The sequence below is a fragment of the Paralysiella testudinis genome (genome assembly GCF_016894345.1).
In the GTDB taxonomy this organism is placed as follows: domain Bacteria; phylum Pseudomonadota; class Gammaproteobacteria; order Burkholderiales; family Neisseriaceae; genus Paralysiella; species Paralysiella testudinis.
This window is the reverse complement of sequence record NZ_CP069798.1, coordinates 235,191-249,685: the sequence shown is the minus strand read 5'-3', so window position 1 is coordinate 249,685 and position 14,495 is coordinate 235,191. Positions and strand designations below refer to the sequence as shown.

General features: G+C 57.1%; 14 protein-coding genes. 1 reads left to right on the top strand and 13 read right to left on the bottom strand.

The annotated features are described in order from the left end of the window. Positions 1–12: 12 nt before the first annotated feature. The 7 genes from capB to JQU52_RS01315 all read right to left on the bottom strand — a co-directional run bounded on the left by capB (position 13) and on the right by JQU52_RS01315 (position 8,014). Complete coding sequence (gene capB / locus JQU52_RS01345; RefSeq protein ID WP_230339404.1) at positions 13–1,773, bottom strand: caprolactamase subunit beta; 1,761 nt, start codon at positions 1,771–1,773, stop codon at positions 13–15. Positions 1,774–1,969: 196 nt separating this feature from the next. Continuing rightward, positions 1,970–3,328: a purine-cytosine permease family protein gene (locus JQU52_RS01340; protein ID WP_230339403.1), complete on the bottom strand. Its 1,359-nt coding sequence runs from the start codon at positions 3,326–3,328 to the stop codon at positions 1,970–1,972. 305 nt (positions 3,329–3,633) lie between these two features. Next, entirely contained in the window at positions 3,634–4,617 is a 984-nt protein-coding gene (locus JQU52_RS01335) for a 5-oxoprolinase subunit C family protein (RefSeq protein ID WP_230339402.1), read from the bottom strand. Further along, on the bottom strand, positions 4,614–5,483 hold the full coding sequence (locus JQU52_RS01330; RefSeq protein ID WP_230339401.1) for a 5-oxoprolinase subunit B family protein: 870 nt from the start codon (positions 5,481–5,483) through the stop codon (positions 4,614–4,616). The genes JQU52_RS01335 and JQU52_RS01330 overlap by 4 nt, the downstream gene beginning before the upstream one ends. Positions 5,484–5,572: 89 nt before the next feature. Continuing rightward, positions 5,573–6,934, bottom strand: coding sequence for an acetyl-CoA carboxylase biotin carboxylase subunit (locus JQU52_RS01325; RefSeq protein WP_230339400.1), 1,362 nt, complete (start codon positions 6,932–6,934; stop codon positions 5,573–5,575). A 3-nt stretch (positions 6,935–6,937) separates the two neighbouring features. Next, the gene (locus JQU52_RS01320; protein WP_230339399.1) at positions 6,938–7,180 is read right to left on the bottom strand and encodes an acetyl-CoA carboxylase; all 243 of its coding nucleotides are present in this window, start codon (positions 7,178–7,180) and stop codon (positions 6,938–6,940) included. Positions 7,181–7,246: 66 nt separating this feature from the next. Next, positions 7,247–8,014 (bottom strand): 5-oxoprolinase subunit PxpA, encoded by a 768-nt coding sequence (locus tag JQU52_RS01315; protein WP_230339398.1) that lies wholly within the window; start codon positions 8,012–8,014, stop codon positions 7,247–7,249. 281 nt (positions 8,015–8,295) lie between these two features. Between JQU52_RS01315 and JQU52_RS01310 the strand changes: the two genes are divergently transcribed. Further along, the gene (locus JQU52_RS01310; RefSeq protein WP_230339397.1) at positions 8,296–9,195 is read left to right on the top strand and encodes a LysR family transcriptional regulator; all 900 of its coding nucleotides are present in this window, start codon (positions 8,296–8,298) and stop codon (positions 9,193–9,195) included. Between the two features lie 373 nt (positions 9,196–9,568). Here JQU52_RS01310 and JQU52_RS01305 read toward each other — a convergent pair whose 3' ends face one another. The 6 genes from JQU52_RS01305 to JQU52_RS01280 all read right to left on the bottom strand — a co-directional run bounded on the left by JQU52_RS01305 (position 9,569) and on the right by JQU52_RS01280 (position 14,493). After that, a complete protein-coding gene (locus JQU52_RS01305) occupies positions 9,569–10,324 on the bottom strand; it encodes a class II aldolase/adducin family protein (protein ID WP_230339396.1) in 756 nt (251 codons plus the stop codon). Positions 10,325–10,383: 59 nt separating this feature from the next. Then, entirely contained in the window at positions 10,384–11,118 is a 735-nt protein-coding gene (locus JQU52_RS01300) for an SDR family NAD(P)-dependent oxidoreductase (RefSeq protein WP_230339395.1), read from the bottom strand. A gap of 20 nt (positions 11,119–11,138) precedes the next feature. After that, entirely contained in the window at positions 11,139–11,927 is a 789-nt protein-coding gene (locus JQU52_RS01295; RefSeq protein ID WP_230339394.1) for an ABC transporter permease, read from the bottom strand. Then, a complete protein-coding gene (locus JQU52_RS01290) occupies positions 11,924–13,099 on the bottom strand; it encodes an ABC transporter permease (protein WP_230339393.1) in 1,176 nt (391 codons plus the stop codon). Before JQU52_RS01290 ends, JQU52_RS01295 begins: the two co-directional genes overlap by 4 nt. Next, positions 13,096–13,878 (bottom strand): ABC transporter ATP-binding protein, encoded by a 783-nt coding sequence (locus tag JQU52_RS01285; protein WP_328301370.1) that lies wholly within the window; start codon positions 13,876–13,878, stop codon positions 13,096–13,098. Before JQU52_RS01285 ends, JQU52_RS01290 begins: the two co-directional genes overlap by 4 nt. Before the next feature lie 120 nt (positions 13,879–13,998). Then, positions 13,999–14,493 (bottom strand): phage virion morphogenesis protein, encoded by a 495-nt coding sequence (locus JQU52_RS01280; protein ID WP_328300856.1) that lies wholly within the window; start codon positions 14,491–14,493, stop codon positions 13,999–14,001. Positions 14,494–14,495: the final 2 nt, after the last annotated feature.

Here is a 14,495-nt window from a genome sequence, read left to right as displayed (position 1 = left end):
GCTGTTTTTACATCAGGCAGCCTGCTGCTGGCGCAAACGGGCGGTGGCGGCTTCGTCTACTTGTAGGCTGTCGGCTTGCAGCACCACGCCGTATTCTTGCTCGGCGGCATGACGCGACACCAAGCCGCGCGCCACGTCTTGCACCACTTCGTTCAGCGGGCGCTGGAAAGGGTGGCCGTAGCCGCCGCCGCCGGGGTTGATGTTGCTGGCGCGCTCGCCCGGTTTGATGGTGGTGAGGGTGTTTTGAATATGGGTTTCGGTGTGGCCGCCGTGGCGCGCAATGCTCAGCCGCCCCAGTTTGCGTTCAGGCAGCTTGTCTTCGGCACCGGCCGCGCCCATGGTGGCAATTTGGCGGCCTTCGCCAAAAGCGATAACGGTCATTTCATGATTCAGCGGCTCCACTTGCCATTCGGTGCCGCAGCCGCCACGCTGGCGTCCGGCACCGCCGCTGTCTTCCACCAGGCCGTATTTGTGAATCAGAATCGGGTATTGGTATTCCAGCAATTCGATGTCGCCGGAGCTGAGTGCGCCAAAACAGCACAAGGGGCCGCAGGCGTGCCAGCCGTCCATGTGCTGGGTGGCACCAGCGCCGGAAATAATCGACGCCAATACCATGGTGACGTATTGCTCGCCGGTGCGCGGGTCGATGCCGGCAATATTGATGCCGGAGGCGTGTCCCCACGAGGCGGTAACGCGATCCGGAGCGGCGGCTTCAAACGCGGTACGCACGGCATCGGTGAGTGTTTCCATCGGTGTGGTGGTGCAGTTTACGTGTGGCGCAGGCTCTTGTGCGTTCACTAAAGTGCCTTTGGCACCCAAATCCACGCTTACGCAGCGGTAGAGGCCTTCGTTGTAGGGCGGCGGCACTTGCGCAAACATCATCAGCCCCAGCAGCACGCCCGACATGGAGTTGCCCGCATAAGAATTGATGAAATACGGCACTTGCGGCGGGCTGGCAATGGCGATGTGGACATGGTCGCCGCGAATGGTGATGTCGGCGCTGATGGTGAGCGCGCCCAGGCCGTGGCCGGAGTCTTCCAGCACCGCTTCGCCGTGGTATTCGCCATCGGGAATGGTGGCAATCAGGTGGCGCATATGGCGGTCGGCCATGTTTTTCAATTCGGCAATGGCGGCTTGTACGGTGGCCACGCCGTATTTATCGAGCAGGCGGATCAGATTGCGCTCGCCCACGCGGCAGGCGCCGTATTGGGCGTTTAAATCGCCTTCCTGATTGCGGCGCGAACGCATATTGCAATGCAGCAAGTTGATTACGTCATTGCGGCGCACGCCTTTGTCCCACAGCTTCACCGGCGGAATGCGCAGCCCTTCGGCATAGATTTCTTTGGCATCGGGGTTGTAGCCTGCGGGCACCGGGCCGCCGATATCGGTAACGTGGCCTTTGCACACCGCCCAAAACACCAGCTCGCCGTGGTAGAACACCGGCTTATACATGCAGCAGTCGAGAATATGGCTGCCTTGGTAGACGGGATCGTTGTGGTAAATCACATCGCCTTCATGGATGTCGTCGCCAAAGTATTCGGCCACCGCTTTCATGGCGGGCATTAGCGAGCCCAGGTGAATCGGAATGTCTTGGCCTTGCAAAATCATTTCCGGCAGGTGGTCGAATAGGGCATTGCTGTAATCGTGTGCCAGATTGAACACGCTGGAGCGGGCGGTTTTTTCCAGCGTGAGCGTCATCTCGCGCTGAGCGGTTTCTAAGGCGCCACGCACCACCGATAAGGTGATGGGGTCGATTGCGGAGGTGGTTTGCATGGTTTCATCCTCTGTATTGTGGTTGTGAATACAGATTAGGGTGAAAGCTCGGATAAATCTTGTCACCCAGTGCAAGGTGTTTTGTTGCTGGGTGCAGACTTATGTGCGTTTGCACAAAGTAAGCCGGTGTTGCAGAGCAATGATGAAGGCTGCCTGAAATGGTTTCAGGCAGCCTTTGGTGTTGTGGCGGCAAGCTTTACGGCAGCAGTTTTTGCCGTTGCTTGGGCATCAGTAAGGCATAGAGGATGGCAGCGGTGAAGAAGGTGATGGTGGCGTACCAATTGGTCCAGCTGCCGCCCAAATTCATCAACACAATGCCTACGGCGGAGGCTACAAGCCAAGCGGTGAGGCCGCTGGCATCGAAGGCGGGCAGCTTGGCCGAGCGGATTTGCGGCACTTCGCCGAAAATCTGCTTGCGGCGCGGGTGCAGGATATGGGTGAGCGCAATGGCCACCCATGCCACCACAAACACGCCTTGATAAGCCAGCGCCTGCAATAGATAGGCGAATACGTTGATCAGCATCAGCAGATACACGATGATGCCCACCACCACCGCCCACACCATTTTATTGAGGTTGAGCTTGAACACGTCTTTGAAAAATGCCTGCATATTGGTGGTGGCCAAGAAGTAGTTGGCGGTGTTGATGCGGGTTTGGGTAATCCACACAAACAAGAGGCCGAAGATGCCCATCAGCTCGATTAAGCCAAACGCAATCGACACTTCAGACACATCGCCTTCATGCGGAATGGTGTTGACCAAATAAATGCCCGCCAGCCCGCTGAGGAAAAACGCCAGCATGTAAAACGGAATGCCGAAGTTAAACAGGGCGTGGTATTTGCTGTCTTCTTTTTTGCCGAAGCGGGCGTAGTCGAAAGTGAACATCATCAAAATCCACACCCCCATATAGTACACGCACACATTCCACCAGCCGGTGGGCGAGGGGTTTTCCGGTCCCATGCGCAGCCAGGCATCGGTATAGCCGTATTGGCTGGTGGCCAGCACCACCGCGCCCACCAAGCCCAGAATGTAAAACGGCAGCAGCACGCCGTTGAATTTATCCAGCCAGTGCTGCACGCTGCCGAAAATCAGCGGCACGCTGTAGAGCACCACAATCAGCGCGGCAATGGTGTAGGAAATGCCCGGATACATGTGGTTGAGGGTAACGGCAATCACCGAGCCTTCAAACACGGCGTAGTAAATGGCGGTAACGAAAAAAATCAGCGTGGCCAGCGCCGCGCCTTTGGCACCGAACAGCACGCGCGAAAACAGCCCCACCGATAAGCCGGTGCTGATGGCGTAGCGGCTGATGATGCCGTTGACAATGCCGTAGGCCACCACGGTGATGCCCAAGCCGATAATGGCGTTGACGGTGCCGTAGGCTTTGGCCATGGCAATGCCCACCACAATGTAGAACATGGCACTGCACACGCCCCACCAAGCCATGGTGAGCGAGCCTTTGGAGGCGCGGTCGTGTTCGCTGACAATTTCAGTGGATACGTCGGATACGGTGTCGTCGGGCGCACCGTTGTGTTGCGGTTGCATTACGCCTGCCATGATGTTGCTCCTCGAGATGGCTGCATCCGAATGTGTTTGTAATAAAACGAATAACACGGCGGATGCGGTTTTTCTGTTTGTAGAAGTTGTTTTTGTGTTGGTTTTGGTTTGTTTGAAAACAGGTAATACACGCCGGAAATCCAGCATTGGGCAAGATTAGCCCGAAAAGAAATAAAAAAATGGTTGCTCAGTGCACTGTTATTTGTTGTGGCGTGCACACTTGTGTTGCGCTGCGGCAGACACGGGCCGGTGTGTTTTATCAAAGCTTTGCGTGCGTACGGTTACGGCCCGCGGCCTCAGCGCATCTACGCTGCAAAAAACGCGCGTAAATCAGCCAAGCGTTGTTGGTAGGCGGCACGGGCGGCCAAGGCTTCGGCCATGTCTACCGCCACAAAGCGGGTGCTGTAATTGGGCTGCATCTGGCCGATTAAATCCATATCGGCGCTGATGACCGTGGCAATCATGGCATAGCCGCCACCGGACACGGCATCGCGGTGCAGGATAATCGGCTCCACTCCGGCGGGTACTTGAATGGAGCCGATGGGGTAGGGCGCATCCACAATATTCGATGGGTCGGAACCGGCACCGAATGGCGGCTGGCGCGGTTGAAATGCCAGTGGCCGCCCGCCTTTGTAGCGGTAGCCGATGCGGTCGGCTTCGGAGGCCACTTTCCAGCTGTCGGCATAAAAGGTTTCGCGGCCTTCATCGCTTAAGCGGTGGTCGTAGAGGCCGGGCAATACGCGGATGTCTGCTTGTTTTGCCAGCGGCTGGCGTAGGTTTTCGGGCAGTTCGGCGTGGCTGTGAAGGCTGCCTGAAGGCTCGCCCAGCGGTAAAACATCGCCCGTATCCAGCTTTTTGCCGTCCAAGCCGCCAATGGCGCCAAGGTTGTAAAACGAGCGGCTGCCCAGCACTTCGGGCACGGCAATGCCGCCGCTGATGGCAATGTAGGCGCGTGCGCCCAAGGTCATCACGCCAAAGCGCACGTGGCTGCCCGCTTTCACGGCAATGGCGGTGTGGGTAGGGTGCTTTTCGCCGTCGATGATGGGTACCATTTCGGCACCGGCCACGGCCATCACCGCATCGCTGTCAAAGCGCAACTCCGGCCCCATCAGGGTACATTCGAGCACGGCGGCGGTTTCGGGGTTGCCCACCAGCAGATTGGCGGCACGGAAAGAATATTGATCCATGGCGCCGGAAGGCGGAATGCCCAAATGATAGTAGCCTTGGCGGCCTTGGTCTTGAATCGAGGTGGCCAGGCCGGGTTTGAGTAGGGTGATGTGGCGGCTCATGCGGCGTCTCCCAATAGTTGGCGGTTGTAGGCGCTTGGATTATGTAGGAATTGTGCCAGATCGAAGGATACCGGGCGGATATTGAGGTTAAACGTGCCTGCGGCCACGGCATCCAGGGCGGTATCGTATTCGGCGCGGCTGATGGGCTTAAAGCGCACAATGTCGCCGGGGCGGAACAGCACCATGCTGTCTTTCAGGTAGCCTTGTTCTTGAGCAGGGTTGAAAATGGGCGCGGGGGTAACGCCAAACATTTGATAACCACCGGCACCGCGCACAGAATAAATACAGGCAAAGCAGCCGCCGTGGCCCACGGTGTGTTTGGGGGTATCGGTGCGCGGGCGCAGGTATTTGGGCACTTCGATTTGGCGCTCCTGCTCCACCATTTGAAACATAAACGGCAGCCCGGCCACAAAGCCCACCATCGACACAAACCACGGTGAGCCGCTGTGGGCGGCAATAAATTCATCAATACCCGCGTAGCCGTTGATGCGGGCGGCGTATGCCAAATCGGTGGACGTGGGGTCTTGATGACGCTCGCGAAAACGCGCGCCGGTTTCGTTGGTCCACGGGTCGTTATAGAACACGGGGATTTCAATCAGCCGCGTGTCCATGCGCATGGGTGCGTTGGCCAGCTCGGTTTCAAAGCCTTGCAAAGTGGCCAGTAGGGTTTCGGCGCTGATGATGTCGGGATTGAAGCGGATTTGGTAGGAGGCATTGGCCGGGCAGATTTCGATAATGCCGTCTAGGTTTGCTGCGGCCAGGCGGCGGGTGATGGCCATGCCTTTGAAAAAAGACTCTAGCGACATGGCTTCGCTGATTTCCACAAACAGGAATTCATCGCCGCCAAAAGTGTAGCGCAAGCTCATGGGCGTTTCCTTTCGTTTCGGGTGGGTGCAGGGTATGGATGGGCTGCCTGAAAGAAAGTAAAGCTTCTACGAAGCTAAACAGTGCTGTTTCAGGCAGCCGGAGGGTTGTCGGCCAGCCATTGTTCCAGCCAGCCGGTGTGGTAATCGGCAGCGTGCACATCGGCGCTGCCCAGTAAGGCCAAGTGCAGCGGCAGGGTGGTTTTTAGGCCACCGATGTCGGTTTCTTGCAGGGCGCGTTGCAGGCGGCGCAGCGCCGCCGGGCGGCTTTCGTCGTGCACAATGATTTTGGCCAACATGGAATCGTAAAACGGCGGCACGGTGTAGCCCTGATAAAGCATGGAATCAATGCGTACGCCGGGGCCGCCCGGCCATTGCAAGGCACTGATGGTGCCGATATTGGGCGCAAAGCCGTTAAAGGGGTCTTCGGCATTGATGCGGCACTCAATTGCGGCACCGTTTAAGTGAATATCCGCTTGCTGCAGCGATAACGGTGCGCCACCGGCAATGTTGAGCATTTCACGCAGCAAGTCCACGCCGGTCACCATTTCGGTAATCGGGTGCTCCACTTGGATGCGGGTGTTCATTTCAATAAAGAAAAATTCACCGCTGGCCTCGTCGTAGAGGTATTCCAGTGTGCCGGCACCACGGTAGTGCACCGCTTCGGCCAGCGCCACGGCTGAAGCGCATAAGCGCGTGCGTGTGGCGTGGTCGAGCACGGGCGACGGTGCTTCTTCAAATACTTTTTGCCGCCGCCGCTGCAAGGAACATTCGCGTTCAAAGCAGTGCACGGCACGGTGGCCGTCGCCCAGAATCTGTACTTCGATATGGCGGGCGCGGGCGATAAAACGCTCTAAATACATGCCGTCGTCGCCAAACGAACCTAAGCCTTCGCGCTGGGCTGCCTGAAATGCGGCTGCGAATTCGGCCGCATCGGCAACCACGCGGATGCCTTTGCCGCCACCGCCCGCAGCGGCTTTAATCATCAGCGGATAGCCCATCGCTTCGGCGGCGCGCTCTGCGGCCGCCAAATCACGCAGTACACCTGCGCTGCCGGGCACCACCGGCACACCGGCGGCTTGTGCGGTGGCGCGCGCTTGGGCTTTGTCGCCCATTTGTTCGATGGTGGCGGCATCCGGCCCCACAAAAACCAAACCGGCTTCAACCACGGCGCGGGCAAAGGCGGCGTTTTCGGCCAGAAAGCCGTAGCCGGGGTGAACCGCATCGGCATGGGTGGCTTGTGCTGCTGCCAGTATGGCGGCCGGGTTCAGATAGCTTTTGGCGGCTTGGGCGGGGCCGATTTCGACGGCTTCGTCTGCCAAGCGCACGGCAAGGCTGGCTTTATCGGCGCTGCTGTGGGCGGCAATGGTGTGGATGCCCAGCTCGCGGGCGGCGCGGATAATGCGCACCGCAATTTCGCCGCGGTTGGCAATCAGCAGTCGTTGAATGGCCATGATTTACACTTCCAATACGGCCACAACTTGGCCAGCTTCCACGGCATCGCCGTCTTCGATGTGGAAGGCCATAATTTTGCCGCCGTCGTCTGCGGCCAGCTCGCTGTATTGTTTCATTACTTCCACCAGACCGATCACGGCACCGGCGGCGATGGTGTCGCCCACTTCGGCAAACGGTGGCGCATCCGGGGCGCTCTTGCGGTAAAACGTGCCCGGCAGCGGGCTGATGATGTCGATGGTGGCCATAAATCGCTCCTTGTAGCATTGAATAAAAGAGGCTGCCTGAAACTTTTTCAGGCAGCCTTGAGCCGCCTAACCAAAGCGGTTGCACACCTGCACATTTTCCCCGGCCAAGGCGGTGCGGGTGGCTTCAATCAGTGCCAGTGCGCCGGGGGTGTCGCTGTGGATGCACACCGATTCAAATTCGATGTCCAGCCATTGGCCTTCCACGGTTTTAACGCGGCCGTTTACGCAGGCTTCCAGCACCTTTTCGGCCACTGCCTGTGCATCTAGGGCGCCGATTTGGCGGGTAAACACAATGCTGCCGCTGTTGTCGTAATGGCGGTCGCCGTAAAACTCGCGCACGGTACGCAAACCGGCGCGGGCAGCGGCGCGATAGGTAGCAGAAATGTCCATGCAAAACAGATATAAATCGGGGTTGACGGCCTGCACGGCATCCACAAAGCGGGCAGACAAATCTTCATCGGCGGCCAAGGTCATATAGAGCGCGCCGTGCGGCTTAACGTGTTGCACCGGCATGTCGTGCAAACGGGCAAATGCCGCCAACGCACCCATTTGATACACCATATCGTTGATTAACTCGCTGTGGCCGGCATTGATGGCGCGGCGCCCAAAGCCCACCAAATCGCGGTAGCCCGGATGGGCGCCAATGCCCACGCTATGCTGTTTGGCCAAGCCCACGGTGTGATTCATGATGGAAGGATCGCCGGCGTGAAAGCCGGTGGCGATATTGGCCGAGGAAATCAGCGGCATGATGTCGTTGTCGACCCCATCACCGGCACGCCAGATGCCGAAGCCTTCACCCATGTCGGAATTTAAATCAATGTGTGTTTTGCGCATGATGCCACCTGTGTTTGCGGTATTGCACACAGACTAGAGCAAAACTCCAAGCTAAAAAACTTTTATTTTTTGATGTATGAGTATCAAAAAAATTGATACACTTCCCGCAGTGGAATGAATTGATGAAAATAAACAAAATAACAAAATTTTTTTGATTGATGCTTGAATCAATTTATTTTGTAGATAGTTATATTTGTTTAACGTGAAATAAATTTATTTTTCCGTGAGTGCCGATTGTTTTCAGGAAGCCTCAACAACCCATAAACAGCACAGGGATGCAGATGGCAAATATTGATTTTTCCACCCGGCAAGTGCGCTATTTTGTATGCACGGCGGAAACGGGGCAGATTTCGCTAGCGGCGCAGGCGCTAAACATTACGCAGTCAGCGGTAACGGCGGCGATTAAAGAATTGGAAAGCCGTTTGCAAACGCAGCTGTTTGTGCGCCAGCCCACCGGCATGTTGCTCACCGAAGCGGGGCAGTACTTTCTCAACCATTGCTACGACATGCTTAACAGCGTGGCCGCCTGCCAAAATATCCGCCACCACGACAATGATATCCACGGCCTGTTGCGGGTGGCGGCCACTTATACGGTGATGGGCTATTTTTTGCCGTTTCATCTGCAGCGCCTACAGCGGCTGTATCCGAATTTGGAAATCCGGCTCAACGAATTGCCCCGCGTGGCGGTGGAGGCCGGTTTGCTGTCGGGTGAACTGGATATGGCGGTGTTGCTCAGCTCCAATGTGCACAACCCGCAATTAAACGTGCATTCGTTTATGGATTCACAGCGGCGGCTGTGGGTGGGGCAGGGGCATGCTTTGTTGCGGCGAAATAGCGTGGATTTTGCCGATTTGGTGGACGAACCTTACATTATGCTTACGGTAGACGAAGCGGCGCAAACCGCACAAGCTTATTGGCGGCAGTTGGGCTTGCAGCCACGGGTGATGCTCAACACCAGCTCGGTGGAGGCGGTGCGCAGCATGGTGGCCAATGGCGCGGGGGTGAGTATTTTGTCGGACACGGTATACCGCCCTTGGTCGCTGGAAGGGCGGCGCATCAACCGCATCCGCCTGCAAAGCCCGGTGCCGCCGATGAGCTTGGGCGTGGCATGGCGTGCCGGCATTGAGCTAAGCCCGGCGCAAAATGTGTTTTGCGATTATTTTATGCACCGCTTGGGGTAGGTGATGTGGTTTGAGAGGATGGGTGGGCGGGTATAAAGCCCCTTCTTACAAGGCTGAGACTTTTGCAAAACCAGATATTTGTCGCACCCGCGCAGGCGGGTGCCCAGTGCAAAGCAGCGCTTTGCTTATTTCGCACATTTCTGAAAATAACAAATTCACTTTAAAATCAAATATTTGATTTTTCTATTTTAATGGCGGCTACTTGCCCGACAACTGAAGCTGCGCTTCAGACTAGGCTCCTGCCTGCGCAGGAGCGACGGAAATGACGTTTTGCAAAGGTCTCAGGCTGCCTGAAAGATAATGCGGTTGTAGCTGATAGCAAAACCACCCGCGATGCGGGTGGTTTGCGTATTGATTGGCCGTGTATGTTAAATCAACGACAGCAATCGGCCAACTGCGCTTCAATCAGCAACACCGCCGCATCCCATACTTTGCGCACATAAGCGTCGTCGTCTTCTGCGGCAAACTGCGCGGATGCGCGGGCGCACACGGCTTCGGGCGGCCGGGTGAGTGCTTGCCCGGTAGACAAGGCTTTTACTTGTGCTTGGCAGGCGCGTTCGAGCATATACATCAGGTGGAAAGCGCGGTAAGGATTTTCGGCGGCGGTGAGCAAGCCGTGGTTGCGCAATATCATGGCTTGGTGGGTGCCTAAATCGGCCACCAGCCGCGATTGTTCATCCAAATCCAGCGCAATGCCTTCGTAATCGTGGTAGGCCAGCCGTTGGTAGAATTTGAGTGCATGTTGGGTGAGCGGCAGCAGGCCGTCTTGCATGGCGGCCACGGCCATGCCGTCGCCGGTGTGGGTGTGGATTACGCAATCGATTTCAGGGCGTGCCGCATGGATGGCAGAATGAATCACAAAACCGGCGGTATTCACGCTTTTGCCGGCATCATGCGCACCCACAATATCGCCATTGTGGTTGATTTTAACCAAATCGGAAGCGCGCATGCGCTCAAAAGGCAGGCCGTAGTGGTTGATTAAAAAATGATTCGGCTCGTCCGGCACGCGCAGGCTGATGTGGGTGTCGATAAGGTCGGTCATGCGGAAGTGGGCAATCAGCCGGTAGAGGGTGGCCAAGGTGCAGCGGGCTTGCCATTCGGCAGCGGAAACTTGGGTTTGTAAACTCATGCGTGCTTGCTCCTGGATTCTGATGGGGACGGATGCCGGTTTGGTGCTGCGGTACTCAGCTAAACATGTTGGCCGCCGTTGATGTGGATTTCGGCACCGTTAATATACGATGAATCTTCCGAGCACAGAAAGTAAATCGTTTTGGCCACTTCGGCGGTGGTGCCCAGCCGTTTCATCGGCACCAGTGTTTCCACCAGTTTGTCGGTGCCGGGCGATAAAATTTCGGTGCTGATTTCGCCCGGCGCAATCGCGTTCACCCGCACGCCGTAGGGGCCGAATTCGTAGGCCATTTCACGTGTTAGCGCCGACAGTGCCGCTTTGGAGGCGGCATAAGCCACCCCGGCAAAAGGATGCACACGCGAGCCCACAATCGAGGTGACATTCACCACCGAGCCTTTGGCGGCAAACAGCTCCGGCGCCAATGCGCGTGCCAATAAGGCGGTGGATATCAAGTTCACATTCAGGATGCGTGTCCAGGTGTCGGCATCGGTGGCCATCACCCCTAAGCGGCTGCCGCCCGGGCCTTTGGGCGAAATACCGGCATTGTTTACCAGTGCCGCCAATTTGCCTTCAGGCAGCCTTTCGCGCACGGTTTGCGCCAGTGTTTCGATGCCGTTCAAGTCTTCCAAATCGGCCTGAATATGGCTTTCGCGTGCCGCCGGCCAGCGGCAGTCTGCCGAAAAAGGATGGCGCGACACCGTGAGGATGCGCCAGCCGTGCGCCTGAAACAGCTTCACGGTGGCATGGCCGATGCCGCGGCTGGCGCCGGTAAGCAGCATATAGGGGGTACTCATGGCGCTCTTTCTGCTTGTGGTTACACAACGGCTTTTTTCATGCGGCGGCGCAACAGCGTGGTGACCACGCCGAGCACGATGGTGCCGACAATAAAAATCAGCGCCGCTGCGGCAATGGCCGGGCTGATGTTTTCGCGGATGGTGGAAAACATTTGCCGCGCCAGGGTGCGTTGATTGGGGCCGGCCACAAACAGCGTGAGCACCACTTCATCAAGCGAAGTAGCAAACGCCAGCACGGCGCCGGAAACAATGCCCGGTGCGGCCAGTGGCAAGGTAATCTTGCGTAACACGGTGAAGGGGCTGGCGCCCAAACTTTCGGCGGCCAGCTCAACCCGTTTGTCCAAACCGGCCACGGCGCCGCTCACGGTGATGAACACCAAGGGAATGGCCACGATGCTGTGTGCCACAATCACGCCCAGATAGGTATTGGCCAGCCCAAGCTGAGCAAACAGCAATTGCATGCCCACCCCCAGCACCACGGCAGGCACCACCATGGGCAAGATAAACAAGGTGCGCAAAGGCGCGGCAAAGCGCATGCCTTGCTGGCGCAGCCCCAACGCCGCCATGGTGCCCAATATGGTGGCCAATAGCGTGGTGCCGCCACCGATCATCAGGCTGTTGATAATGGAGCGCCGCCAAGCATCGGCGGTGGCCAGCTCCTGAAACCAGCGTGTCGACCAGTCGGGAATCGGATAGGTGAGGAACACGCTGGAAGTAAAGGCCAGCGGCAAAATGGCAAACAGAGGTGCCACCAGAAACAGCACCGCCAGCGTGCCAAAGCCGATTTTGATTAAGCGTGCCAACATCATGCACTCCCGGTTTTTTCAGTGGTCAGGCGTGCATACACGCCATACAGAATAAGACAGGCCACCAGCAACACCATGCCCAATGCACCGGCCATGCCCCAGTTGGCCGCGCCCATGGCGTAATAGGCAATAATCGAGCTGATCATTTGGTCGCCCGCACCGCCAATCAGCGCGGGGGTGATGTAATAGCCAATCGCCGTCATAAACACCAACAACATGCCTGACAAGATGCCGCGCAGGCTTAATGGCAGCAATACTTTCAAAAATGCCCGCCACGGTGGTGCGCCCAGCGAAGAAGCAGCCGGCATCAGATTGCGCGGAATGGCTTGTAACACGCTGTAAATTGGCAACACCATAAACGGCAGCAATACATGGGTCATCGCCACCACCACGCCGCTGCGGTTAAAAATCAGCGGAATCGGGCTGTGGGTGAGGCCCAATGTCATCAGTAAGTCGTTAATCAGGCCGCGGTCTTGCAGCAGGATAAACCACGCGGCGGTGCGCACCAGCAGCGAAGTCCACAACGGCAGCAATACCGCCGCAAACAGCAGATTTTTGACCCAGCCGGAAGTGGAGGCCAGCAGCATGGCATACGGATAGCCGATGGCGGCGCAAAACAGGGTTACCAAAGCGGCAATCCAAAACGTGCGCAGCATGATGTCGCGGTTGGCGGAAGAGCCTGCGGCCATGGCCACCATTTTGCCTTCCGGATTGCGCTCCATGTCTACCGCTGCCAGCAAGAAACGGTCGGTTACCGGCGACATCAGCTTGTTGATGGCCTGCCAATAGCGCGGATCCGACCAGCGTGCATCAATGCTTTCCAAGTCAGGCGGATTCGGATTGTCGCGGATTTGCACTAAGGTTTTGGTCATCAGGGTGCGGTAGCCGGCCTGCTCGCTGTTGAGCTTGCGCACCATATTGCCGATTTCCTGCTGGTCTTTGGCGGCTTTTAAGTCGGCAATCAATGCGGTTTTCATCTCGGGTGTGGGAGCGGATGTGCCGTTCCATTGCGGCATTACAGTGGCGGTTTGTTGCAACACCACCGCCACGGCATTGTCGGACACAGCCTGCTTCATCATCACCCACAATGGCCACAGGAAAAACACCAGCAAAAACAGGATGAGCGGCATCAGCAATAAATAGGCGCGCCGTTTTTTAGTGGCTAGGTTGCTCATAATGTCATCGTCCAGCAATCGGCGGCGTCAAAATTGGCCGTCACATCGGTGTTGGGTGTCCATTCATCGGTATTGCGTCCTAAGTGGACAATAAAATGGTGTGCCTGCTCATCCAGCTGAATGCGCAAATGGTCGCCCAGATACACGCTGTCGACCACGCGGGTGCTGAGGGTATTGTCGGCACCGGTGTGCTTGGCCGCCAACGCGATGCGTCCGGGGCGGATGGAAACCAGTACCGCTTGCCCGGCTTGCAACGGCGTGCCTTTGGCCACTTTCAATCGCCCGCCTTCTGGCAGGGCAACCACGGCATGGTTGTCGGCCACGGATTCCACCTGCCCTTCGAGCAAATTGGTTTCACCGATAAATTCAGCCACAAAGCGGGTGGCCGGATGGTCGTAAATTTCGCGCGGGGTGCCGATTTGCTCGATTTTGCCTTTGTTGAACACCGCAATGCGGTCGGACATGGTGAGTGCTTCTTGCTGATCATGGGTGACAAACACGATGGTGAGCCCCAAGCGTTTATGCAGATCACGGATATCCAGCTGCATGCGTTCGCGCAATTGTTTGTCCAGTGCACCCAGCGGCTCGTCCATCAGCACCACTTCCGGCTCGAACACCAGCGCCCGCGCCAGTGCCACCCGTTGTTGCTGGCCGCCGGATAATTGCGCGGGTTTACGTTCGCGCATGGGCAGCAATTGCACCATATCCAATACTTGGTCTACTTTACGGGCGATGTTGAAACCCTTTAAGATAAATAAGCAGGGGTGGGTGCGATAAATGGGATAAAGGGGGATGTTGCCGGATTTGGTGGGATGGGGAAATTGAAACAGTGTTGCACAGGGTGAAACAAATCGGACGGGCTATTTAGCCCGTTTTTTGTGGCTGTTATACGCCTTTGGCTAGGGATTTGAGGGCGATGTCGAGGATGGCTTCTTCGGCGCCGTGCTGGAGTTTGCCATCGCCTCTGATGGGTAGGTAGGGGCGTGCGGGGATGTTGCTGCCGGGGTGGTTGACGGATTTACGCACAATGCCGCCGAAGGCCAGCCCTTTTTCTTTTTGGGGCGGATTTTATGGGCTTTGGTTTGGCCGCCAAGGTGGTGGATGGCGGCATAGGGCTTGTTGCTGCCGATGCGGGCGAAGCTGTTGCCGACTTTGGTGCTGATGTTGCCCGCAAGGCCGCCGTCTCTTTGCAGGGTTTTGCCGCCTTCATCGGCTGCGCGTTGGCTTTTCTTCCATGTGTCGCCACCCCAGCTCTCGTCTTCGAAGTTGTCTTCGGTGAGGGCAATAAGCTCTGTAGCAATACCGCGCATCATGGGGCGGTTGTCGGTGGCGTTTTTGAGTAGTTGGCCAAGCCCGCGTTTGAGGTCTTTTTCGTCTAAGCTGATTTCAAACATGG